The sequence below is a fragment of the Oryzobacter faecalis genome, assembly GCF_046764005.1.
Lineage (GTDB): Bacteria > Actinomycetota > Actinomycetes > Actinomycetales > Dermatophilaceae > Oryzobacter > Oryzobacter faecalis.
Window position 1 is genome coordinate 444,728 of sequence record NZ_JBKOFW010000001.1, and the last position, 19,097, is coordinate 463,824.

A 19,097-nucleotide genomic window follows, 5' to 3' on the forward strand; every position below is an offset into this window, starting at 1 on the left:
CTCAGTGGACCGAGTCCAGGACGTCGTAGTCGGCCGTCTCGGCCTCGTACGCGGCGTACAGCGCGACGGTCGCCGCCCACATCGGCGTCGTGTCCACGCGGGTGATGCGGCGGGTCCAGACGCGGGCCTTCTCGGCGATCTCCCGCCACCCGGTCGCCTGGACCGCCGCGGTGAGGGTCGCCTGCCCGAGGTGCGCGAGCTGGCGCGCCGAGGCCGTGTCGTAGAAGAACCCGCAAGCGGCCGCGGCCTTGGTCGCCGACATCACCTCGACGTCGATGCCCGCGGCCTCGAGCGCCGGGATGAGGGACTCCGCGGCCGAGCTGGCCCGGACGTGGACGACCAGGTCGGGGAACCGCTTCTTGAGCTGGACGAAGCGGGGGACCACCCAGTCAGTGCCGGTGCGGTTGTCCAGGACCCGCTCGGTGACGCCGTCGCTGTTGCGCCGCTTGCGGCTGGTGACCTCGACGTGCCAGTGGCGCGCCGAGCCGACGCCGGCGACGGCGATCGACGCGGACGAGCGGCTGGGGGCGACCTCGAGAGCGAAGTGCTCGGCGCCCTTGATCCGGGAGTCGTCGACCAGGTTCTCCGCCCACACGGCCGGGGTGATCGCCGACTCGCCGGTCGGGTCGTCCCACCAGCCGAGGCACTCGCGTGCGAAGCCCTCCGGGGTCATCGACTTCCGCAGGTTGGCCAGCTTCGCGATGGTGATCCGCCCCGTGGTCAAGGCGACGTTCGCCCGGCGCCAACGCTCACGGTCATCGAGCGAACACCCGGGGGTGTTGCGCGCGTGCGAGCAGTCGTCTCGCTGGCACGTCGGCGGCTGCTTGTCCGCCCACTCGATGTAGGACAGGCCGTGCTCCCCGACGCGGCCGCGGTCGCGGACGTCGCGCAGGATGCGGGACTCGCCGAGCCCGGCGGAGGACGCGTAGCGGATCTGGGGGTTCTGCGTGGCCAGGATGACCGGCATCAGGGAGTCCATCATCGGCACGGTCAGGGCGAGTGCCTCGTCGAAGATGACGTTGGGGCTGGTGAACCCGCGGCCGCCGAGCGCGGTGCGGGCCATGAACTCGATCAGTGCACCCTCGTCGCGTCCGGGCACGGTCCGCAGCTGGATCCACTCGTTGCCGTTCTCCCGGCTCACGGCCTTCACGCGGCGCCGCAGGTGGTCGTAGTTCTCGACCAGGCCGAGGATCAGGTTGAACGCCTTGCCGGTGGTCCTCATCCGGTGTGCGGTCCACACGCACCCCTGGTCGAAGAGGAAGGCGTCGGCGAGCGCGCCGGCCAGGAGGGTGTACGTCTTGAGGTTCTGCCGGGTCGCGATCAGCGCGAACTCGAACGCGGCCCAGTCCCAGCCGTGCGGGGCCTTCGTCTCGGCGTACTGCACGTCCAGGCAGAACCGCTGGGCCGCGTCGAGGTGGATCCCGCACGACGCCGCGAAGTCGGCCGCCTCCCCGCCGGCGGTGCCGAAGTGGTCGGTGATCGAGAAGAACGCCGGCTCGAGGATGTCACTCGGCAGCTCGACGACGCTCACTGCGCTCCTTCGCCAGGTCGATCGGGTCCGGCGCGGTGTCGCCCTCCGGCGCGGGGCGCTCGGGGGCCGCGCCGATCAGTGCCAGGTCGAGCGCCTCCCGCACCCCTCGCACTAGGGAGGTCAGGGCGGAACCACTCTCGTTGCCGGTGTCGATCTGTCGGGCCAGTGCCAGCGCCGCCTGCCCGTCGACGGTGTCGAGTCGGCCGGCCTTCTCGAGGTCGCGCAGCGTCATCGCGTACACCCGGGACGGCAGCTGCTCCGCCGGCGAGGCCTTAAGCGCCTCGGCGGTGTCGGGTTGGGCCGCTCGGCGAGCTCGTGAGGCTGCTGAGCGGCAGCCGGCCGAGCAGTATCGCGAGGTCCTGCGCGCTGCCTCGTACTCGGCGCCACAGTGGTCGCAGGGACGCTTGATCACCGGCACGGGCCATCACCTCCATCGGGCGCCGCCCCGTGCGCTAAGTACGTAAGGTCTGAGAAGCGTTGCGCCACAACGTTATTCAGCGGCCCGACGGGGTGCGCTACCTGACTCGCGAGGCTCGGGGGGTGGAGCGCGCCATAGGTGTGGCTCGCGCAGCCGCTGTGCTAAAAACCGGCGTCGGCGCGCCGGCCGTGCAGGCGTGCGACGTCGGCGCGCAGCGGCCCGAGCAGGCCGAACAGCTCGTCGAGGGTCGGTGGCAGGTCCTCGGGACGGTCGGGGTCGTGCGGTCGGGCCGCCCGGTCCTCGATCTCGGCGAGCACGGACTCGATCGAGGTGAGCGCGTCGAACGCCGCGGCCGCGACGGCGAGGCAGTGGTCGCGCCGCTCGACGACGTCGGCGTCGACGAGCGCGAACCGCTGTGCCTTGGCCCGGGAGCGCGGCAGCTTCCCGTCGGGTGTGACGAACCATGCGCCGTCGTCGGGGGAGTGGACGGCGAGGGTCACGAGCGGGCCTCGTGGTTCACGGTGCGCGGGGTCGAGCAGCACAGCGGGTCGCCGGCGTTGATGCCCCGGCCGCAGCTGCCGCACGTGGCCACGAACGGCGCGGGCGAGCGACGAAGCCGGGTGACCGTGATGCCGACCGAGTCAGCCGCCCACCCGGCGTGGTCGATGTGGCCTGGGCTGCAGTGACCCCACAGGGTCACCGCGTACGGGGACTGGCCCAGCTGGCCGCTCTCTACGAGCGCCACCACGGCGGCAGTGGCTGCCTGCACCTGCAGGGCCGCGTCGACGTCGAGCTTGGCGCGCGCCTCGAGCGTCGCCGCGTCGAGCACCTCGGCGACGTCGTCCCCCTCGGCGACACGGATGGTCGGGACGGACCAGGACACGGGCGCCTCCTCCTCGGTCAGCCGAGCCGCTCGCGCTCGAACCAGCGGTTGATGTCTCGGACCGTGCGGTCGAAGGACGGGCGCCGGCGTGCCCGAGCGACCAGCTCGGCCATCGGCGGGACGAGGAGCACGACGTCGGCGTGGATCCGGGCCGCGAGCTCAGCGCGCCGGGTCGGGCCGGCCATGGTGCGGATGACCCACGCGTCCGTGATGAGGCTGTCGGCGACGTCGTCCAGGAGCAGCTGGACCTCGCGCTCGGCGGCGCGAGCGACGGGGAACGGAGGCCGCGGCATCGTCGAGGGCCACCCGATCCGGCGGGCGATGGCGTCGAAGCAGACGACGGTCGCGGCGGCCGGGGCGTGGTCACGGACGTAGGTGGTCTTGCCGGCGCACGGCGGGCCGGCCACGAGGACGTTGCCCATGCTCACCAACTCCTCGACGCCGGCTCCGTTCGGTGCCGGATCTTCTCGAGCCTCATCCGCTTCTCGCCGGCCGCCTTGCGGTTGCAGCGCCGGTGCTCAGGTCCTGAGTAGGCCGTCCAGTCGTCGGTGTGCCCGAGCTCCCACTTGGAGCCCGGCCGGATCCGCTTCCCGCACCGGGCGCACGACACCCCTCCGGTCTGCACGATCGGGTCCCACTCGGCCCGCAACGCCCGGTGCTGTCGCCCGTAGACGCGCTTCTCGACGAAGGCCACCACGACCACCCCCGGACACCGCGAAGGCCCCGAACCAGATGAGGTTCGAGGCCCTGTGGACATACGTCGTCCGTCGGCTCTCAGTGTGACACACCACCGCTGGTCACACCAGCGTGCGACACGCGCCGACGCCCTGATCGTCGACGGTCCCGTTCGCACTCGAGCAGCTGCCGCTCCGGCACCAACGTGACCCCGTCGACCAGCACCTTGGGCACGTGCCCCCGATCGGCCCACTTACGGACCGTCGAGGCCTGGACTCCGGTTCTCGCGGCGGCCTCGGAGTAGGTGAGCAAGGCCCCATCGTCGAGCGAGGGCGTGTACGTCACTGCACCGTCATCCACGAGCCGGTCTCGCGGTCGAAGGTGACGACCTCGACGTTGCGGGTGGAGACGTAGACCGGGAACACCGCGCGGCCGTTGCTGCCGGCCACGGTCAGGGCGGACCCGTCGGCCGAGACGTCGGTGACGCGGCCGATGAGGCCGCGCCAGCCGCCCTCGTTCGTGGTGACGCGGACGTGCTGGCCGCGGCGCGGCGTCGTGCTCGTGGCGGTCATGGTGGGCTCCTGTCAGGAGGTGGCCTCGGCGCGGTCGCGCACGAGGAGGTCGAAGTCGGTGCGCGTCCAGGACGCCTTGCAGTAGGTGCACCGCACGGTGGAGGTGCCGTCCTCGCGCTCGATCGCGCGGAGGTCGCAGATCGGGCACGGCGTCGTCGTGCGCCAGCGGTCGTCGGTGCCTGACGCCCGGGTCGCCCGCCGGGCCAGGCGGATCGCCTCGAGGCCGACGCGGCCGCCGCGGTCGTGCTCGAGCAGCTGGGCGAGGTTCCGGGTGAGATAGCGCATCGACGCCGTCGCGACCTTGGACCGGGCCGCGGCCGTGGTGAACCCTCGGGCTGTGCGCACACGCCGGTCGCCCAGGTGCCCCCGCAGCCACGTCTCGGTCGCGGTGAGCCACTCGACAATCTCGTCGACCTGGTCCCACGACGCCGACCCCGACGGCGAGCCGACGAACCCGCCACCGCCTCGGCGCGCGGACGGCGCTGACGGCGCGAGCTGACCCATGGACGTCGCCGCCGACACCGCGCACTGCGAGCACTGCCGGATCGCCGGCTGCGGCGCCGAGGACCACGGGACCCGCTTCGGGTGCCCGCACCCCAGCCGCTCGACGAACGCGACCGGGACGTGCACCCCCAGCGACAGCCGAGACTCGACGCGCCGCTCGAGGACCATCCGGGTGACCGGGGTCGCCGGGTCGTGCCCGATCGACCACGCCGCGGCCGCGAGCTCGGGCAGCCGGCCGATCGAGACCCCGACCTCCTGCCCGTCAGCGGCGCACCACACCGGGTCACCCCACGTCACCGGGACCGGCTCGAGGACGTCGAACCACTCCTGCTCGGTCTCGTAGCGGACCTCGGCGACGACCCGCGCCCACAGCGCCGGCGCGTCCGACTTCCGGTAGGCCCGGTTGCACGGACCTGGGCAGGGCACCGCCGGCACCTTCTCGCGGCTCACCTGCCCCCGCCCTTCCCTCGACGACCTCGACGACCACGAGCACGGCCAGACCGCCCTGGTGGGCTCCCGCTCCCGTCACCGTCCAGACCCGGCCTGCCCCGCACCGGCCCGCCCCTACCCGTCCCGACCCGACCCGGGCCGTAGACCTCGGATCTGCTGGGATCTGCTGGAATCTGCAGATCCTCGCGTGGTGGCGCGCTCTCGCCGGCGCTCGCGGGTCGCGCGGGTGCGCGGGGTCCGGGCTGCTCGGCGGGCTGCGCCGGCGCGGTGTCCGCCTGGGTGGCGGGTCGCGCCCACTCCGGTGGCGCTGCCTCGCCGGCGCTCGCGGGTCGCGCGGGTGCGCGGGGTCCGGGCTGCTCGGCGGGCTGCGCCGGCGCGGTGTCCGCCTGGGTGGCGGGTCGCGCCCACTCCGGTGGCGCTGCCTCGCCGGCGCTCGCGGGTCGCGCGGGTGCGCGGGGTCCGGGCTGCTCGGCGGGCTGCGCCGGCGCGGTGTCCGCCTGGGTGGCGGGTCGCGCTGAGGGGTCGGAGGGCTGGACGATCCGGCCGTGCCGCGCGAGCAGCTCGACGGTGTCGGCCCCGTAGAACGGGTGGAGCGGTGCGGGCCGCAGGGGCTTGCGCTCATCGGCCCTGGGGTCGTTCGAGCGCTCGCTGTTGCACTGGAAGCAGGCCACAACGAGGGTGTCGACCGTGGCGGCCTTCCCCGGCTCGCGGTGGTCGTACGTGCCGCGCCGGGGGCCCTTGCGCTGGCGCCAATTCACGATGGCCCCGCAGTAGCGGCAGCCGTCGCCGTCGCGTTCGCGGACGGGCACCACGAGGTCGGGGTTCGCGATGTCGCGCTTCCGCTGCCGCTCCCACTCGATCTCCGCGCGAGGGCGGATGTGGATGAAGTCCGCGTCCGGCGGGATCGCCCACGTCGGCTTCCGGCCCTTCGCCCGCGGGATCAGCAGGCCGGCCTCGACCGCGGCGGCCAGCAGCGGCTCCCACCGGGTCGGCGCCAGCAGCTGCATCGTGCCCAGGTCGATCAGGCCGTCCGTCATGTGCCCGGCCGACTGCATCGCGCACCGCTGCACCCACCCGAACGCCTCGTTCTGGAGGCGGTCGTCGGCGTCGCGGACGGTCGCGAGCGCCATGACGAGCGGGTGGGTGGCGGCGTTGTCGCCGTTGCGGAGCCAGGCCATGAGGTCGGAGATCTCCAAGGGGTAGAGAGGCGGGGTGCAGGGGCTACGGCGGTCGTGGTGGCGGCCTGGCGGGCTCGAACACGCTCATGCCGGGTCCTCGGCGAGGGCGTCCTCGTCGTCCTCGTAGACGACGGTGAAGGCGACGGCGCCGGGGTCGGCGGGGGAGCAGCGGATGAGGAGGTCGTCGCCGAGCGGGGTCGGGGTCGTGTCGTCCGGGGCGCGCCACTCGTGCCGGACCTCGTCGTCGGCCCACAGCGGGATGGCGTCGGCGGCGGTGGCGGCGAGGTGGCGGGCGACGGCGGCGAGGAACGCGCGCGGCGGGTGGTGGCCCTCCGCCGCGTAGACGCCGCTCGTGCCGGGCGGGGTGACGATGGTGATCACCGGACCACCTCCAGGGGCCGGTAGGTGACGGCCCGGGCGGTGTAGGTGATCGGCTTGCCGTCGCGCTTGAACCGGATCTCGCGGGACTGGTCGCGCTCGGTCGGGCGGTAGTGCAGTGAGCCGAGCGCGACGAGCGGGGTGTGCTCGTTGCGCACGCGTGCGGCGGCGCGCTGCCGGGCGGCGAGGTCGCCGGCCCAGAACGCCTGCTGCCGCAGAGGCCCGTCGATGCACAGCACCACCTGGTCGCTGGGGAGAGCGTCCATCGGCACGGCCGGCGAGGGCGCGGTGTCGCCTGCGGTCACGTGTGCGCCGCCGACGCGGCGATGTCGCCGCGCTCGTCGCGTCGGGCGCGGCCGAGGTCGACCAGGGAGTCGAGGAGCTGGCCGAGGGCCTTGCGCTCGTCGGCCCAGCCGTTCGGGCCCTCGCCGGAGTGGGCGTGCAGGAGGTCGCCGATCTCGTCGAGGACCTCGAGCGCGAGGAGCAGGGCGTCGGCCCGGTACAGGGGCAGGTCCCAGCGCACCACCGGCATGACCTGTCCGTCGACGACGAGGGTGAGGTCCTCGCCGGTGCGCATCACCCCGCCCCAGCCGTCCTCGGCCACCGTGCGGGTCATCCCCTCCGGCGGGGCTGCGGCCGTGAGCGCGTCCCGCGGCGCGGGGGCGACCACGATCGCGGCCTCCGGGGTGACGTGTCGCAGCGCGGACAGCAGCCGGCCCGACCGCTCGGTCCGGGCGGGGCCGAGGTCGCGGACGATGACGACCCCGTCGAACGGGTCGACGCCGGCGAGGCCGATCTCGACCTCGGTCGCGGCCAGCTGCACGACGCGGTCGAACCCGACCGTGAAGCGGGCGTTGCGCTCGCACCAGGCGGACGCGGTCGGGGCGGTAGAGGCGACGACGAGGAGCCGGGTGGCGGTCACGACCCTTCACCGTCCTCGCCGTCGCCGCTGTCGTCCGGCTGGCCGACGATGCCGTCGACGGTCCAGGTGCGGCCGGTGGCGTCGCCATCCTCGTCGGTGAGGGCGAACCGGTAGGTCTCCCGCTCGAAGTCCGACCAGCGGTAGCCGTACGTGTTGAGGGCGTCGAGCCACGGCCGCTCCCACTCGTCGACGCTCGTCGACACCGCCATCGAGCGCTCGAGGTGGACGTGCCACGCGACGTCGAGGCAGGCGACCAGGTACGGCAGCTTGGTGCAGTCGGCGAGCCTGCTGCGGATCTCGTCGGCCATCGCCTGGGCGCTGTCGAGGTCCTCAATCCGCTTCTTCGGGACGCCGAACCAGTGCATCAGGAGCTTGCCGGCCTCGAGGTCTCGCTCGAACCGGTCCTCGAGGCGCGACGCCTCGATGACCAGCTCGACCAGCCGGGCGCGGACGAGGGCGTCGGTGAGGCCGATGCCCTTCGCGAGGAGCTCGTTGACGAACTCCCGCCGGGTGTCCGCGGCGGCCGCCAGGTTGGCGGTGCGCTCGGACTGAGCCTTCTCCCGCTCCACGGCGAGCTCGTCGACGACGGGGTCCTTCGGGCGGACGGCGGGGCGCTCGTGCAGCGCCGGCTCGGTGCAGCCGAACGCCGGCGTCGTCCCGTGCGACCACCACGCGGTGCGGCCGGCGCACCCCGCGTGCTGCGCCTTCTCCTGCTCGACGTTCCAGGTGTCGCCCCAGGCGCCGTCGAGCCAGAGGTTGCCGAGGGCGATCGCTCCGTCGGTCGGCTCGTCGAGGACCTTCGGGCCGCCCTGCTCGAGGATCTCCGCGGCTCGCTCCTTGCGGGCCTTGACCTGGTCGCGGTCGCGGCGGGCCCGGTTGAGGGCGAACGAGAGCTCGTCGGTGCCGATCGCGTCGAGCAGCTGCTTCTCGACCTCCGGGTCGCCCCGGAACTCGGCGACCGCGAGCGCGTCGGCGATCGAGATCTGGCCGGAGTGGGCGGCGTCACGGACGGCGTCGGGGGTCCTGGCGAGGCGGACCCGCTCGCTGATGCGGGCTCGGGGCTGGCCGATCTTGTCGGCGAGTGCCTTCTGGGTGAGGCCCTCGAGGTCCATCACCTGCTGGTAGGCGTCGCCCTCCTCGACCGGGGTGAGGTCGGCGCGGTGGAGGTTCTCGACGAGCATGATCTCGAGCTGGGCGGCGAGGGTGGTCGCGTCGGCGCGGATGACGACGGGGACCTCCTTGAGGCGGGCCTTCTTCGCGGCGGCGAAGCGGCGGTTCCCGCACAGGACGACGTAGTCGGCCTTGACCTTGTCCCAGCCGTCGGTGGGTGGCGGGGCGACGACGAGGGGCTCGAGGATCCCGAGCTGCTTCGCGGAGGCGACGATGTCGTCGACGTTGCCGACGGCGCGGCGGGGGTTGTTCGGGTGGGCGGCGAGCTGGCTCGTCGCGAGGGTGGGCTGCTTGACGGCGGCGGTCATGACGGTGGTTCCTTCCGGGGTTGGGGTTCAGCGACGGTTGGCGCGGCGGGAGAGCCGCGCCTGCTTGTTGCGGCGGCGCCGGCGGGCGACCACCTGGGGCGGGACGGTGCCCGCGTAGATGTGCTTGCGCTGCAGGCCGACGAGGACGCCGTACTGGAAGAGGCCGGTGAACTCGTCGGCCGGCGGGTTCTCCGGGGGCGGGCCCGACGTCGCCGGCGGCGGGGGCGTCAAGGCCGGGAGCGCGGCCGGGTCCGGGATCGGGACCTGGCGGTGGTGCCGGCGAACCGGGTTCATGAGCGGCTCCTCGAAGGTCGGATGCTGTTGCGATGTGGGCGGCACCTCCCGGCCCCTGCCGGGGAGGTGCCACCACGTGTGGGGGGTGCCGTCAGACGGCGTGGGGTGGGCGGCCCAGGACGACCCGGATCGGCTCCGGGGCGGCGTCGTGGTCGCGGATCGCCTGGCGCAGGAGCCACTGGTTCCGGCCGGCGTCGATCGCCGCCAGCCGGACCACGTCGCCGGCCTCGGGCGTCTGTGGCCGGTAGACGGTGAACCGCTCGACCGTCAGCGCGTCCAGGAGCCGCTGGCGGGCGTCGCCGGGCTCGTACTCGATCTCGAGGACCCTCATCCGGTCGCCACCTCCTCGAGGTCGCCGGCGAGGCCCTCGACGTCGACGGGCTGCTCGCACGTCGGGCAGACGCCGGAGTCGATCGAGCGGGCGAGGCTGGTGCGCTGCTCGTCGGCGCGGATCACCGACTCCCAGCACTCACCGCAGGCGGTGGTGCCGACGATCCGGGCCTTGAGCTTGTGGACCTGGGTGCAGCGGGCGCGCGCCTTGCCGGCGAGCGGGTGGGTCGCGCCGAGGTGGAAGCCGTACGTCGAGTGGGTGCGAACGGTGCCGGTGCGGATCCGGCCCAGCTGCACCGCGTGGGTGATGCCGATCGCGCCGTCACGGACCTGGTCCTGCTGGTCGGCCGGGAGCGCGAGGAGCGCGAGGCGGCCGTCGACGAACGCCTGCGAGCGGCCGATGCGAACGCCGATCTCCCGGCCGGACCAGCCCTTCGACGCCTTGATCTTGGCGATCGCGCGTGCCTCCTCGATCGGGTCGAGGTCGCGGCGGTGGCCGTTCTCGATGAGCATCGCGGCGAGGGCGTCGTCGGCGCGCATGTCGCGTCCGACGAGGACCTCGGTCTCGACCACGCCGAGGTAGGTCAAGGCGGCGTGGCGGCGGTGGCCGGCGACGATGATGAGGGCGCCGGCGCGGTCGCGGACCACGATCGGCTGCAGCAGCCCGCTCTGGCGGATCGACTCGGCCAGCTCGGAGACGTCGCCGACGTCGACGCGGGGGTTGTCCGGGTCCGGGTGCAGGGCCGCGACCGGGACGGTGCGCAGCTCGCGGCCGGCGAGCGCGGCCGCCGGGTCGTGGCCGTCCTCGAGGGCCTGGACGACGTCGGGAGCCTTCGCCGCGTCCTTGAGGGCGGGGACCGCGGCACGGAGCTTCGCGACGTCCGGGTACCCGTGCCTGGTCGCGACCTGCTGGACCTGGTTGAACGTCAGGCCGGTGTGCTCGGCCGCGGAGGCGAGGCTGCCCGGGCGGGCGAGGATCTCGACGACCCGGAGCTCGCGCTCGGTGGTGACCTCGAGCCTCAGCACGACGGGCCGCCGTGCGGGCCTGGTGTGCCGAACGGGTCGATGATGACGGTGCCGTCGCGGACGTTGCGTGCCGCCTGCTCGAGCAGCGCGGCGAGGGCCTCGTTGCGGACGCCGGGGTGGTGCTCGATCGCCGCCGTCATGCCGCCTGTCGTGGCGAGGAACGTGATCTGCGCGATCGGCACGCCGGGGCTGTCAGGGCCGGGGAGGCCGGACGGGTGCATCGGTGGGATGGTCGGCTGCTCGCTCACCACAGGCTCCTTCCCGTGATCGGCTCCCGGTCCTCGACCGGGACCGGCCGGGGCGGGCCGAGTCGGGTGCCGTCGGTGAGGACGACGACCTGCCCGAGGCGGCGCTCGGTCCTGCGCAGGACGTCCTCGCCGGCGAGCGCGTCGAGCTCGACCTCGAGGCGGGCGCGGGTGGCCTCGGCAGCGATGTAGAGGTCCCGTGCGCCCTGCGGCCAGTCGGCGACCTCCGCGGCGGCGTCGAGGACGGCGGCGCGCAGGTGGAGGATGTGGACCTCGGTGACGGCCTCGCGCAGCGTCAGGGAGCCGGAGGAGAGGCGGCGGGTGAGGCGGGTGAAGCGGCGCTCGAGCGCGTCGCGGACGTCGTCGCGGCGGGCCTGCACCGCCGGGAGGGTGGTGGTGGTCACCGGAGCAGGTCCTGGTCGATGACCCACTCGACGCGGGTCGACGGCACGCGCACGACGTCGCGGTGGGCGACGGCGTCGAGCGCGAACGTCACGAGCACCTGGGACATGCGGGCGAACCGGAGGGTCACCATGCGGCCGCCGTCGACGGGGATCTTGATCTCGACGTCGGGCCGGGTGGCGAGCTCGGCGAACGTGGCCCTCTGCCGTTCCCGCGGCAGGTCGGCGAGCTTGATCGTGACCACGGGCTTCGCCTGCCGGTGGGCGTGCTCGCCGACGACGTCGAGGATGTCCTCCACGTGGTCGGCGGCGGCCAGGTGTGCCGGGATGTCGTCCGCGTCCGCAGCGGGAGCCGCGGCCGGGGGGCCGGCCGGCTGGGGGAGTGGCTGGCCGGTGGCGGCGGCGACGTCTCGCGGTGTGGGGGTTGCGGTGGCGGTGCTGGTGGAGTCCACGAGGGACCTCCTTCGCTGCTGGTGCGGGATGTTGAGGTGTGGTCCCCCGACCGGGGAGAGGCGTGGCCCGTGTCGTGCGGCTCGCAGCCGGCGAGGTGCGCGGGGTGCCGGTCTCCGCGGTCGGGGGACTGGTGGAGGGGCGGCCGCGGTCCTCGCCGGCGTCGGGGGGAACGCCGCTGGGAGCGCGAGGACGACGCGTGGGGGGAGACGCGCGGCGGCCGCCCCCGTCTACGGGGGAGCCCTCCCGGGCTCGCGGGCGGCGATCGTGCCGCCACGGTTCGACAGGCCGGCGGCCGCGAGCGCGGCCGCGTACATGCAGGAGGCGCACCGGCCGGTCTCGGTGTCGACGTCGAGGTCGGTGCGGCCGCAGTCGGCGCACGGGTTCGTGAGCTCGTCCAAGGCCAGCTGCGCGGCCGCGGCCGCGTCGGCGCGCGCCTGAGCGCGGGCCTGGTCCACCTGCTCGGCGAACCCGGCCGGGCGGCGGCCGGTCGTCGCCCGCCCGAGCGCGGAGGCGTGGCACGAGTGAGAGTCCTTGAACAGCTGCCGGCAGGCGGGGCAGCGGATCCAGCCCTGCTCGATCCGGGACTCGGCGCGGCGGCGGGTAGCGGTCGTCACGCTCCGTCACCTCCCGGGAGGCGGGTGTGGCGGGCGGCGACGTCGACGACACCGCCGAGGAGGAGGGCCGCGTACTGCCCCGAGACCAGGAGGTTGTGGCCGGCGCGCAGCGCGTGCGTGACATCGTCAGGGCGCGGACCGACGTCCTCGCCCAGCCAGGCGAGGATCTCGGCCATGCCGTGGCGCACGATGCGGCGCGCAACCTCACCCGGCGACGGGGCCAGCGGCAGCTCGCGGGACACAATCACGGTCAGCCCCGACGGGACGCCGTCCAGCCACGGCTCGAACCTCACGACGCACCCCGCTCACCGGCGAGCGCCTCACGGGCGGTGACCCGCGAGACCAGGCCGTGGTAGTGGTCGACCAGCTCCTGCGGGGGAGGGCCGTGCTCGGCGAGGACCCGCTTGCACCACTGCGACGGCGTCTCGACCGGACGCTCCTCGACCACTTCGCGGCGGCGGGTCACCGGTCCGCCGCCTCGACCTCGGCCACCGCCAGCGGCACCACGAACGACAGTGCGTACGTCACGACCGCGACCGTGAGGACGGCCGTCACCGCGGGCACCATCACGGGCACTGCGGGGACCGCGATCAGGACGGCCGTGAGGATCGCGAGGAGCAGCGCCAGGACCAGGGCGCCGACACACGCCGCGGCGGTCATCCCACCCGCTCCAGCTCGTCGGCGCCGTCGACGACCTCGAACAGGTCGCTCAGCTCGGCGTTGAGGGCGAGGCACAAGGCGGCGATGAACCGGGGGCCCGGCTGCTGCTTCCCGCGCAGGACGCGTGAGAGGTTGCCCGGGTCGATCTGCATCGCGGTGGCGAGCGCGGTGTCGGTCGTCAGGCCAGTCCAGCGGCGGATCTTCGCGAGCTGCTCGACCTTGAGCCGGAGAGTCGCGGTCATCGTCATCGTTCCTCGGGTAGAGCCGCTCCACCTGCTGCTTTGCGGCGATGCCTTACCGTAAGCGCAGCGTGTGCAATAACGCAATACAGAACTGTAACGAATGGGTAACGGGGTGCAAAGGGTGGGTTGGTGTGGGGGAGAGGTGCGGAAACACACGCGTGTAATGCGTTGACCTCGCACGTTGCGCGAACGCAAGTACCCTTGACGGCGTGGATACCTCGCAGACGCGCACTACGGTCTCGCCATGAGCTGGTGGGAGTACGTCACTCGCACCTCTGGCACTGAGTCCCCGAAGGCCATGAGCGCGACGACGGGGATCGACGGACCGAACTTCTCGAGGTGGAAGCAAGGCCACGTGCCCAAGGCGGAGATGGCGACGCAGTTCGCACGCGCCTACGGCAGGCCGGCCATCGAGGCCCTAGTCGCGGCGGGGTTCCTCACGCCCGAGGAGGCCAAGGTTCGGCCGGCGGCCGCCCCCGACTACTCCCAGCTCTCGAACGACGACCTGCTCGACCTCGTCCGCCGGCGCATGAGCGAGAGTCATGATGAGACCACCACGCTGAGGCCGGTGCCGCTCGACGCGGCCGCCCGCCGCACCGGCCGCAAGAGCCAAGGCCAGCTGGTCCGCGACGACCAGGACCGACAGGGCGAAGCCTGAGCCCTGTCGGAGGCCGCGGCTACGGTCGCGTGGCATGCAGGGGGACGACCACCACCACCCGTGGCGAGAGCTACGCCGCCAGGAGCACCTCACCGTCGCGTTCGTCGACCTCGAGCCCGGCGTGTGGGGCCTGACCGCCGGCGACTGGATCTACCTCGACAGCCGGCTCCTGCAGGTCGAGCGCCGCTGCACCCTCGCTCACGAGCTCGAGCACACCCGCCGCGGCCACCAGGGCTGCCAGCCACCAGCGGTCGAAGCCGACGTCCACCGCGTCGTCGCGCGCCGGCTCATCCCCTTCGAGCGGCTACTGATCGGGCTCAAGTGGGCCCGCGACGAGGTCGAGCTCGCCGACGAGCTGTGGGTCGACATCGACACCCTCCACGCCCGCCTCGACGGCCTCACAGACGGCGAGCGCCACCTCGTAGACGAGGCTCGAGAACACCACCACCCCTGACCCTCTCCGAGCGCCGAAGGTCAACCTCCTGCGCGATGGCCCCTACGGCTGGCACGATTGTGCTCCACGCAAGGTGGAGGGGATCAACGTGAAGTTGCAGATCACGGCTGTCTGTGCAGGGCTCGTGCTCACTGGCTGTGGGGGAGGGGCGGCACCCGTCGCTGCCCCCTCTTCGACGTCGCCGAGCCCGTCCGCGTCGAGCACCGCGCCGAGCGCGACACCCACGCCGACCCCAACCCCGAGCCCCAAGACGACGTTCAAGGTCGGCCAGACCTACAAGGGCCCCGAGGTCAACGTCACCGTGCAGCAGATCGTGGTCAACAAGCGCGACAGCTCCGATCAGCTCTACAGCGGCGCCCTAGTCAAGACGTGCGTGCACACCACGCCCCCCGAGTACAAGAACGGGTTCTGGCTCGGCTGGGGCCCGTGGGCGCTGTACGACGCCGACGGCGGGCGCTACCCAGACAACGGCACCGTCTACGGGAGCTCCCCGAGGCCGATCTACCCCAACGGTGAGCAGGACGGCATCTTCAAGGAAGGCGAGTGCGCCAAGGGCTGGATGTTCTTCGACGTCCCCTCCGGCACCAAGATCGTCAGCGCGCGGTACCAAGCCGAAGGCATGGTTGACGCCATCACCTGGCGGCGATGATGGGGGAGCGGGGTGACCGAGAAGGGGCGCGTCTCGGACACGATCTTGCTTCAGGAGTCACTGACAGAGAGGCGCGGCCATGCTGTATGTACCGATCCTGAAGAACAAGGCCGGCGAAATGAGGGCGCTCGAGGAGGCGTCGACGATGCCGCACCTGGAGCTCATGCAGCCGCTCGTGGAGGTGACGCGAGCCGACGAGGTGTACAACGAAGACGAGCTCCAAGCGTTCGCCGAGAAGGCGACGCGCTCTGTTGGCAAGGCGTGGGCGGACAACAGGCCGCGGCCGGTGATGATCGACACGACGTACGCCGAAGCGGACCCTGAGAGCGACCAACAGCTCGGTGCCTCAGTCCTCAGCCGAGTCCTCAATGGTCTCCGCGAAGCCCGTGTGCCGGCCATCCCGGTGACGCACCTCTCTGACAGCGACGCGCTGGTGAACGAGGCGGGTCAGGCTGCCCACCGCGATGGTCGCGGCGCTTGCATCAGAGTCACGGCCGAGGACCTTGACGACGCCGTGACACCTCTGCACGTCAACGTGCACGCTCTAGCGAAGCAGATGCAGTTGAGCGCCGGGGACGTCGACCTTGTCCTCGACTTCGGTGCGATTCCAGCCGCGGATGCGCTGGCTCTCTACAGCCGCCTCGCGCGGTTTGTCCTGCCGCCACTGACGGACGTCGCCGACTGGCGCTCCTTTGCCTTGGTCAGCGGAGCGTTCCCAGCCAACCTCGCGGACGTCTCCGCGTTTCAGTTCGGCCAGCTACCCAGGCTCGATCGCGATCTGTGGATGAGCGTCGTCGGCTTCAACATTGGCCGCCGGTTGGACTACGGCGACTATGCGGTGACACATCCGGCCCTGCAGATGGGCACCGCCTTCGCTGCGCCACCACAGCTCCGGTACACCTCCAAGACCGAGTGGCTGGTCGTGAAGGGCCGTCGCACCGACCGCCGCGGTCACGCGCAGTTCTTCGACCTCTGCCGTCAGCTTCTTGCCCAGTACCCCGGCGTCGTCGCCAACCCGTATGCGTCCTGGGGAGACGCCTACATCCACACCGCGGCCAGTCCGACATCGACCAAGGGCCCCGGCAACGCCTCGATCTGGAGAGCGATCGGAACCAGTCAGCACATCGCCCAGGTAACTAGGCAGTTGGCAGCAGGGGACGCGCCGTGAGTGCGCTCCTGACCTCCGACCGCAGTTCGTCGATCGGGAGCGTCGCCAGCAAGTCCCACAGGTCCCACCGGGTCGCCTTGGACAGCCCGTGATGAAGCCCGCGGTTGCGCAGGACGGCCATCGCCTCTTCACGCCACATCAATTGAGCCACGTGAAATGGGCTCAGTGCAGGGTTCCGTCGGGCCTTGCGCTTTGTCACCAACGCCACGCTGTCGCCCTCGGTCGGTCTGGCCAAGACGATGCCCCACCACCGGGGGACGAGGCTTCTCGCAGTGGAGAGGTGACGTTGGCCGACCACGAGGGAGGCGAAGTCCAGGCACTGGCTGTAGTGCTCGATCTGCGAGGGCAGCCGGCCGAGGTTGTCGCGGTCGGACTTGATCTCGTATCCGCTCAGAGCGCCGTTGACGAGACCGACGTCGACACGGGAGGCGCCGAGGCAGACGCTCATCTCGGGCCACACCCGGACGTCGCTTTGGCCCGCATGTTCGGCCCGGAGACCCTCAATGAGGACGTGCCTGATTTCTCCGTCTCTCACGGCTACGAGCCTATCGGAGCGGCGCCCCTCCAAGCCGTACATCCGTGTGACTGGTGGGGCTCATGAGGTGGGCGACGGATCCGGCGGCGACTGCGGAGACGGTGGACGTCTTCGCCCGCTGGATCGGCGGGATCGGCGCGATCACCGGGGTGGCAGGGCTAGCCATCAGCTACTTCGGCTGGGATCGGCGGGGCCTTTGGCGACGTCGCCACGCCAGCATCCGCCTCATTCAGGTGTCCCTCGAGGAACTGGACTCCGCGGTCGACCCGGGGGCCAGCCCGCAAGCGATGCTCAGCCTTTGGGGCATCCAGGTCCAGACCGCGCTCGACGACCTGGCGGCGCATCGGGGGGCGATCCCGTACCGACGCTTTCGATCTGAGCTCAAGGTGCTGAACGATGAGCTGGTCACGGTGCGAGGCACCCAGCCCCCGACGAGGGAGCAGGAGATCTCGGGGGACGGGGTGGTCTTGACTACCCAGCAACGGTCGGCGCTGGGGCGAGCGAGGGCCTGCCTCGATAGGCTCAAGGCGCTCGAGCAGAAGGCCTCGCAGAAGGGGGTCGTCTAGGCGTTCTCCCCACCCGGTAGCACCTCCTGTAGCCATCAGAGAGGCGACTCAATGGGTCGGCCAGATAGAAGGCGTGTCGGGACCGCCTCGTATGGTGCGCAGTGTGCAGGGGATGCCGTCCGAACATTCGGACATCGTGAAGGTCGTGCTCGCGTTCGAGCGGGAGTGGCTCAACCGCAGGCAGGACAGCGGGGCCAAGCTCACCGCCGTCCGCGAGACGTTCGGGTTGAGCACGACGCGGTACTACCAGCTGGTGCGCCAGGTGGTCGACTCGGTCGAGGCGCTCCAGGAGGATCCGGTGACGACCCGGATCCTGCAGCGCCGGCGCGCTGCTCAGCATCCGCGGCGCTGGAGCCGGGTCACCATGTCGGCCTGACCTCGATCGCGCGAGGGTCGAACACGCGGTTGCCCTTCCCGACCGGGTGGATGGTGATGGCCACCGTCCGCGCCAGCAGGTCCCGCCGCTCGAGGATCCCCAGCCGGCTCCACAGCGCGTCGGGGTCCGAGAGGTCGTAGCGGGCCAGCACGGGCTCCTTCGCGAGCGCGCGGGCTCGACGCTCGGCCTCCTCGATCTTGGGGCGGAGGCGGGCCTCCACGCGCGCCAGCGAGGCCGCCGTGAGGTCGCCGTCTGCGGCCTGGTCGATGAACGACGCGAGGCGGGCGTGGAGGGCGTCGACGTCGGCGCGGGCCTCGGCCAGGGCGGGGGTGACGTCGACGACGACCTTGCCGTCGCGGACCGCGACGAGCAGCTCGAGGAGCCGCTGGACGACGACGTCGTCGACGCGGTCCATGCGCCTGGTGGTGCAGAACGTCTCGCACGTGTACGCCATCGAGGAACGGTTCTTCTGTGCATGCATGCGGGTGTCGCAGCGGGCGCAGCGCGCGATCCCGGAGAGCAGGTGCTTGACCTTGCGATCGGGGTTCGGCCGGCGCCTCGAGGCGATCTCGTCCAGGGCCGCGAGCGCCCGCTCGTGGAGGGCGGTGTCGACGATCGGGTCCCACGCGGCTGGGCCGACGTCGACGCCGCGGTGGATGCGGCGGCCGGCGTAGGTGGGGGAGGCTGCGATCCGGCGCACCGTCATCGGGATCCATGCCTGGTCGAGGTCGCGGCCGCGGGCCGGTCGCGGGATCGGCACGCCGCGGCGGGTGAGGTCGGCGGCGACGGCCATCAGCGTCTCGCCGTCGGCGACGCGCTGGACGATCTCGCGGACCACGGGGGCGGTCTCCTCGTCGGGGACCTGGCGGACGAGCGCGCCGGTCGCCGGGTCGTACTCGCGGCGGTACCCGTAGGGCAGCTTCCCGTGCGGGGCGCCCTGCGCGGCGCGGGCGCGCACGGCGCGGCTCACCCGCTCCGAGGTCCGGGCCGACTCGTCCTCGGCGAGGAGGGCGTCGAGGCCGGTGCGGAACCGATCCTCGCGCTTGGTCAGGTCGTACACCGTCCCCGAGTAGCCCCACAGCACGCCGGCCGCCGAGCACACCGCGGCCAGGTCGGAGTACTCCGACAGCTGCCGTGTTGCGCGCGAGTGCTCCCACGTCAGGAGCACGTCGATCGACCCGGACCGCACCAAGGCGACGACGTCGTCCCAGCGGGCCCGGGCCCGGGCGCCCCGGGCGAACCGTGACGCCGAGCCGGTCTCCTCGATCACGTCGACGACGGTCCAGCCCTCCCGGTCAGCCCAGGCGCGGCACTCGGCCACCTGCTCAGCGACCGAGCGTCCCTCGCCGCGCTGGTCCTCACTCACTCTCGCGTAGACGCCGGCTCTCATGCCCGCTAGACTACAACCCATCGGCAACGTTTAAGGGGAGCAACGTC

General features: G+C 72.4%; 32 protein-coding genes. 6 read left to right on the top strand and 26 right to left on the bottom strand.

The window, feature by feature from the left end:
• Window position 1: 1 nt before the first annotated feature.
• From ACK8HX_RS02115 to ACK8HX_RS02230, 24 genes are all read right to left on the bottom strand, one after another.
• Entirely contained in the window at window positions 2-1,531 is a 1,530-nt protein-coding gene (locus ACK8HX_RS02115; protein ID WP_411938986.1) for a hypothetical protein, read from the bottom strand.
• The gene (locus ACK8HX_RS02120; protein ID WP_411938987.1) at window positions 1,506-1,763 is read right to left on the bottom strand and encodes a hypothetical protein; all 258 of its coding nucleotides are present in this window, start codon (window positions 1,761-1,763) and stop codon (window positions 1,506-1,508) included. Before ACK8HX_RS02120 ends, ACK8HX_RS02115 begins: the two co-directional genes overlap by 26 nt.
• Window positions 1,764-2,110: 347 nt before the next feature.
• On the bottom strand, window positions 2,111-2,449 hold the full coding sequence (locus tag ACK8HX_RS02125; RefSeq protein ID WP_411938988.1) for a hypothetical protein: 339 nt from the start codon (window positions 2,447-2,449) through the stop codon (window positions 2,111-2,113).
• Window positions 2,446-2,832 (bottom strand): hypothetical protein, encoded by a 387-nt coding sequence (locus tag ACK8HX_RS02130; RefSeq protein ID WP_411938989.1) that lies wholly within the window; start codon window positions 2,830-2,832, stop codon window positions 2,446-2,448. Before ACK8HX_RS02130 ends, ACK8HX_RS02125 begins: the two co-directional genes overlap by 4 nt.
• A 17-nt stretch (window positions 2,833-2,849) precedes the next feature.
• Window positions 2,850-3,254 carry a hypothetical protein gene (locus tag ACK8HX_RS02135; protein WP_411938990.1) on the bottom strand — a complete coding sequence of 135 codons (405 nt, stop codon included), beginning with the start codon at window positions 3,252-3,254 and terminating at the stop codon, window positions 2,850-2,852.
• 2 nt (window positions 3,255-3,256) lie between these two features.
• The gene (locus ACK8HX_RS02140; protein ID WP_411938991.1) at window positions 3,257-3,526 is read right to left on the bottom strand and encodes a hypothetical protein; all 270 of its coding nucleotides are present in this window, start codon (window positions 3,524-3,526) and stop codon (window positions 3,257-3,259) included.
• A 322-nt stretch (window positions 3,527-3,848) separates the two neighbouring features.
• Window positions 3,849-4,079 (bottom strand): hypothetical protein, encoded by a 231-nt coding sequence (locus ACK8HX_RS02145; protein WP_411938992.1) that lies wholly within the window; start codon window positions 4,077-4,079, stop codon window positions 3,849-3,851.
• A gap of 12 nt (window positions 4,080-4,091) precedes the next feature.
• On the bottom strand, window positions 4,092-5,033 hold the full coding sequence (locus ACK8HX_RS02150; RefSeq protein WP_411938993.1) for a hypothetical protein: 942 nt from the start codon (window positions 5,031-5,033) through the stop codon (window positions 4,092-4,094).
• Window positions 5,030-6,211, bottom strand: a complete 1,182-nt coding sequence (locus ACK8HX_RS02155; protein ID WP_411938994.1) for an HNH endonuclease — start codon at window positions 6,209-6,211, stop codon at window positions 5,030-5,032. Before ACK8HX_RS02155 ends, ACK8HX_RS02150 begins: the two co-directional genes overlap by 4 nt.
• An 84-nt stretch (window positions 6,212-6,295) precedes the next feature.
• Window positions 6,296-6,592 (bottom strand): hypothetical protein, encoded by a 297-nt coding sequence (locus ACK8HX_RS02160; RefSeq protein WP_411938995.1) that lies wholly within the window; start codon window positions 6,590-6,592, stop codon window positions 6,296-6,298.
• Entirely contained in the window at window positions 6,589-6,894 is a 306-nt protein-coding gene (locus ACK8HX_RS02165) for a hypothetical protein (protein ID WP_411938996.1), read from the bottom strand. Before ACK8HX_RS02165 ends, ACK8HX_RS02160 begins: the two co-directional genes overlap by 4 nt.
• Window positions 6,891-7,511 (bottom strand): hypothetical protein, encoded by a 621-nt coding sequence (locus ACK8HX_RS02170; protein ID WP_411938997.1) that lies wholly within the window; start codon window positions 7,509-7,511, stop codon window positions 6,891-6,893. Before ACK8HX_RS02170 ends, ACK8HX_RS02165 begins: the two co-directional genes overlap by 4 nt.
• Window positions 7,508-8,989: a ParB/RepB/Spo0J family partition protein gene (locus ACK8HX_RS02175; protein WP_411938998.1), complete on the bottom strand. Its 1,482-nt coding sequence runs from the start codon at window positions 8,987-8,989 to the stop codon at window positions 7,508-7,510. The genes ACK8HX_RS02170 and ACK8HX_RS02175 overlap by 4 nt, the downstream gene beginning before the upstream one ends.
• 27 nt (window positions 8,990-9,016) lie before the next feature.
• Entirely contained in the window at window positions 9,017-9,283 is a 267-nt protein-coding gene (locus tag ACK8HX_RS02180; protein WP_411938999.1) for a hypothetical protein, read from the bottom strand.
• 91 nt (window positions 9,284-9,374) lie between these two features.
• Window positions 9,375-9,614 (bottom strand): hypothetical protein, encoded by a 240-nt coding sequence (locus ACK8HX_RS02185; RefSeq protein ID WP_411939000.1) that lies wholly within the window; start codon window positions 9,612-9,614, stop codon window positions 9,375-9,377.
• A complete protein-coding gene (locus ACK8HX_RS02190) occupies window positions 9,611-10,639 on the bottom strand; it encodes a ParB/RepB/Spo0J family partition protein (protein ID WP_411939001.1) in 1,029 nt (342 codons plus the stop codon). The genes ACK8HX_RS02185 and ACK8HX_RS02190 overlap by 4 nt, the downstream gene beginning before the upstream one ends.
• On the bottom strand, window positions 10,633-10,887 hold the full coding sequence (locus ACK8HX_RS02195; protein ID WP_411939002.1) for a hypothetical protein: 255 nt from the start codon (window positions 10,885-10,887) through the stop codon (window positions 10,633-10,635). The genes ACK8HX_RS02190 and ACK8HX_RS02195 overlap by 7 nt, the downstream gene beginning before the upstream one ends.
• Window positions 10,884-11,288 (bottom strand): hypothetical protein, encoded by a 405-nt coding sequence (locus tag ACK8HX_RS02200; RefSeq protein ID WP_411939003.1) that lies wholly within the window; start codon window positions 11,286-11,288, stop codon window positions 10,884-10,886. Before ACK8HX_RS02200 ends, ACK8HX_RS02195 begins: the two co-directional genes overlap by 4 nt.
• Window positions 11,285-11,737, bottom strand: coding sequence for a hypothetical protein (locus ACK8HX_RS02205; RefSeq protein WP_411939004.1), 453 nt, complete (start codon window positions 11,735-11,737; stop codon window positions 11,285-11,287). Before ACK8HX_RS02205 ends, ACK8HX_RS02200 begins: the two co-directional genes overlap by 4 nt.
• A gap of 228 nt (window positions 11,738-11,965) precedes the next feature.
• Window positions 11,966-12,352 (bottom strand): hypothetical protein, encoded by a 387-nt coding sequence (locus ACK8HX_RS02210; RefSeq protein ID WP_411939005.1) that lies wholly within the window; start codon window positions 12,350-12,352, stop codon window positions 11,966-11,968.
• Window positions 12,349-12,645 carry a hypothetical protein gene (locus ACK8HX_RS02215; protein WP_411939006.1) on the bottom strand — a complete coding sequence of 99 codons (297 nt, stop codon included), beginning with the start codon at window positions 12,643-12,645 and terminating at the stop codon, window positions 12,349-12,351. Before ACK8HX_RS02215 ends, ACK8HX_RS02210 begins: the two co-directional genes overlap by 4 nt.
• A complete protein-coding gene (locus ACK8HX_RS02220; protein ID WP_411939007.1) occupies window positions 12,642-12,818 on the bottom strand; it encodes a hypothetical protein in 177 nt (58 codons plus the stop codon). The genes ACK8HX_RS02215 and ACK8HX_RS02220 overlap by 4 nt, the downstream gene beginning before the upstream one ends.
• On the bottom strand, window positions 12,815-13,012 hold the full coding sequence (locus ACK8HX_RS02225) for a hypothetical protein (protein WP_411939008.1): 198 nt from the start codon (window positions 13,010-13,012) through the stop codon (window positions 12,815-12,817). The genes ACK8HX_RS02220 and ACK8HX_RS02225 overlap by 4 nt, the downstream gene beginning before the upstream one ends.
• Complete coding sequence (locus ACK8HX_RS02230) at window positions 13,009-13,254, bottom strand: helix-turn-helix domain-containing protein (RefSeq protein ID WP_411939009.1); 246 nt, start codon at window positions 13,252-13,254, stop codon at window positions 13,009-13,011. The genes ACK8HX_RS02225 and ACK8HX_RS02230 overlap by 4 nt, the downstream gene beginning before the upstream one ends.
• Before the next feature lie 244 nt (window positions 13,255-13,498).
• Here ACK8HX_RS02230 and ACK8HX_RS02235 point away from each other — a divergent pair, with 244 nt between their 5' ends.
• The 4 genes from ACK8HX_RS02235 (at window position 13,499) to ACK8HX_RS02250 (ending at window position 16,183) form a co-directional block, all read left to right on the top strand.
• Entirely contained in the window at window positions 13,499-13,912 is a 414-nt protein-coding gene (locus ACK8HX_RS02235) for a hypothetical protein (protein WP_411939010.1), read from the top strand.
• A 34-nt stretch (window positions 13,913-13,946) separates the two neighbouring features.
• A complete protein-coding gene (locus ACK8HX_RS02240) occupies window positions 13,947-14,366 on the top strand; it encodes an ImmA/IrrE family metallo-endopeptidase (RefSeq protein WP_411939011.1) in 420 nt (139 codons plus the stop codon).
• A gap of 88 nt (window positions 14,367-14,454) precedes the next feature.
• Window positions 14,455-15,015: a hypothetical protein gene (locus ACK8HX_RS02245; protein ID WP_411939012.1), complete on the top strand. Its 561-nt coding sequence runs from the start codon at window positions 14,455-14,457 to the stop codon at window positions 15,013-15,015.
• A gap of 79 nt (window positions 15,016-15,094) precedes the next feature.
• Window positions 15,095-16,183 (top strand): beta family protein, encoded by a 1,089-nt coding sequence (locus ACK8HX_RS02250; RefSeq protein ID WP_411939013.1) that lies wholly within the window; start codon window positions 15,095-15,097, stop codon window positions 16,181-16,183.
• Here ACK8HX_RS02250 and ACK8HX_RS02255 read toward each other — a convergent pair.
• Window positions 16,152-16,718 carry a sce7726 family protein gene (locus ACK8HX_RS02255; protein ID WP_411939014.1) on the bottom strand — a complete coding sequence of 189 codons (567 nt, stop codon included), beginning with the start codon at window positions 16,716-16,718 and terminating at the stop codon, window positions 16,152-16,154. The genes ACK8HX_RS02250 and ACK8HX_RS02255 overlap by 32 nt on opposite strands.
• A 101-nt stretch (window positions 16,719-16,819) precedes the next feature.
• Between ACK8HX_RS02255 and ACK8HX_RS02260 the strand changes: the two genes are divergently transcribed.
• Window positions 16,820-17,284: a hypothetical protein gene (locus ACK8HX_RS02260; RefSeq protein ID WP_411939015.1), complete on the top strand. Its 465-nt coding sequence runs from the start codon at window positions 16,820-16,822 to the stop codon at window positions 17,282-17,284.
• Window positions 17,285-17,396: 112 nt separating this feature from the next.
• Complete coding sequence (locus tag ACK8HX_RS02265) at window positions 17,397-17,660, top strand: DUF3263 domain-containing protein (RefSeq protein ID WP_411939339.1); 264 nt, start codon at window positions 17,397-17,399, stop codon at window positions 17,658-17,660.
• Here the strand turns inward: ACK8HX_RS02265 and ACK8HX_RS02270 are convergent.
• Entirely contained in the window at window positions 17,644-19,050 is a 1,407-nt protein-coding gene (locus tag ACK8HX_RS02270) for a recombinase family protein (RefSeq protein WP_411939016.1), read from the bottom strand. The genes ACK8HX_RS02265 and ACK8HX_RS02270 overlap by 17 nt on opposite strands.
• Window positions 19,051-19,097 lie beyond the last annotated feature (47 nt).

Coding starts and splice junctions, on each gene's coding strand:
- ACK8HX_RS02120 (WP_411938987.1), bottom strand. CDS start 1,763: ATGACGCTGCGCGACCTCGAGAAGGCCGGCCGACTCGACACCGTCGAC.
- ACK8HX_RS02135 (WP_411938990.1), bottom strand. CDS start 3,254: ATGGGCAACGTCCTCGTGGCCGGCCCGCCGTGCGCCGGCAAGACCACC.
- ACK8HX_RS02145 (WP_411938992.1), bottom strand. CDS start 4,079: ATGACCGCCACGAGCACGACGCCGCGCCGCGGCCAGCACGTCCGCGTC.
- ACK8HX_RS02155 (WP_411938994.1), bottom strand. CDS start 6,211: ATGGCCTGGCTCCGCAACGGCGACAACGCCGCCACCCACCCGCTCGTC.
- ACK8HX_RS02175 (WP_411938998.1), bottom strand. CDS start 8,989: ATGACCGCCGCCGTCAAGCAGCCCACCCTCGCGACGAGCCAGCTCGCC.
- ACK8HX_RS02180 (WP_411938999.1), bottom strand. CDS start 9,283: ATGAACCCGGTTCGCCGGCACCACCGCCAGGTCCCGATCCCGGACCCG.
- ACK8HX_RS02185 (WP_411939000.1), bottom strand. CDS start 9,614: ATGAGGGTCCTCGAGATCGAGTACGAGCCCGGCGACGCCCGCCAGCGG.
- ACK8HX_RS02225 (WP_411939008.1), bottom strand. CDS start 13,012: ATGACCGCCGCGGCGTGTGTCGGCGCCCTGGTCCTGGCGCTGCTCCTC.
- ACK8HX_RS02230 (WP_411939009.1), bottom strand. CDS start 13,254: ATGACCGCGACTCTCCGGCTCAAGGTCGAGCAGCTCGCGAAGATCCGC.
- ACK8HX_RS02235 (WP_411939010.1), top strand. CDS start 13,499: ATGAGCTGGTGGGAGTACGTCACTCGCACCTCTGGCACTGAGTCCCCG.
- ACK8HX_RS02240 (WP_411939011.1), top strand. CDS start 13,947: ATGCAGGGGGACGACCACCACCACCCGTGGCGAGAGCTACGCCGCCAG.
- ACK8HX_RS02250 (WP_411939013.1), top strand. CDS start 15,095: ATGCTGTATGTACCGATCCTGAAGAACAAGGCCGGCGAAATGAGGGCG.
- ACK8HX_RS02265 (WP_411939339.1), top strand. CDS start 17,397: ATGCCGTCCGAACATTCGGACATCGTGAAGGTCGTGCTCGCGTTCGAG.
- ACK8HX_RS02270 (WP_411939016.1), bottom strand. CDS start 19,050: ATGAGAGCCGGCGTCTACGCGAGAGTGAGTGAGGACCAGCGCGGCGAG.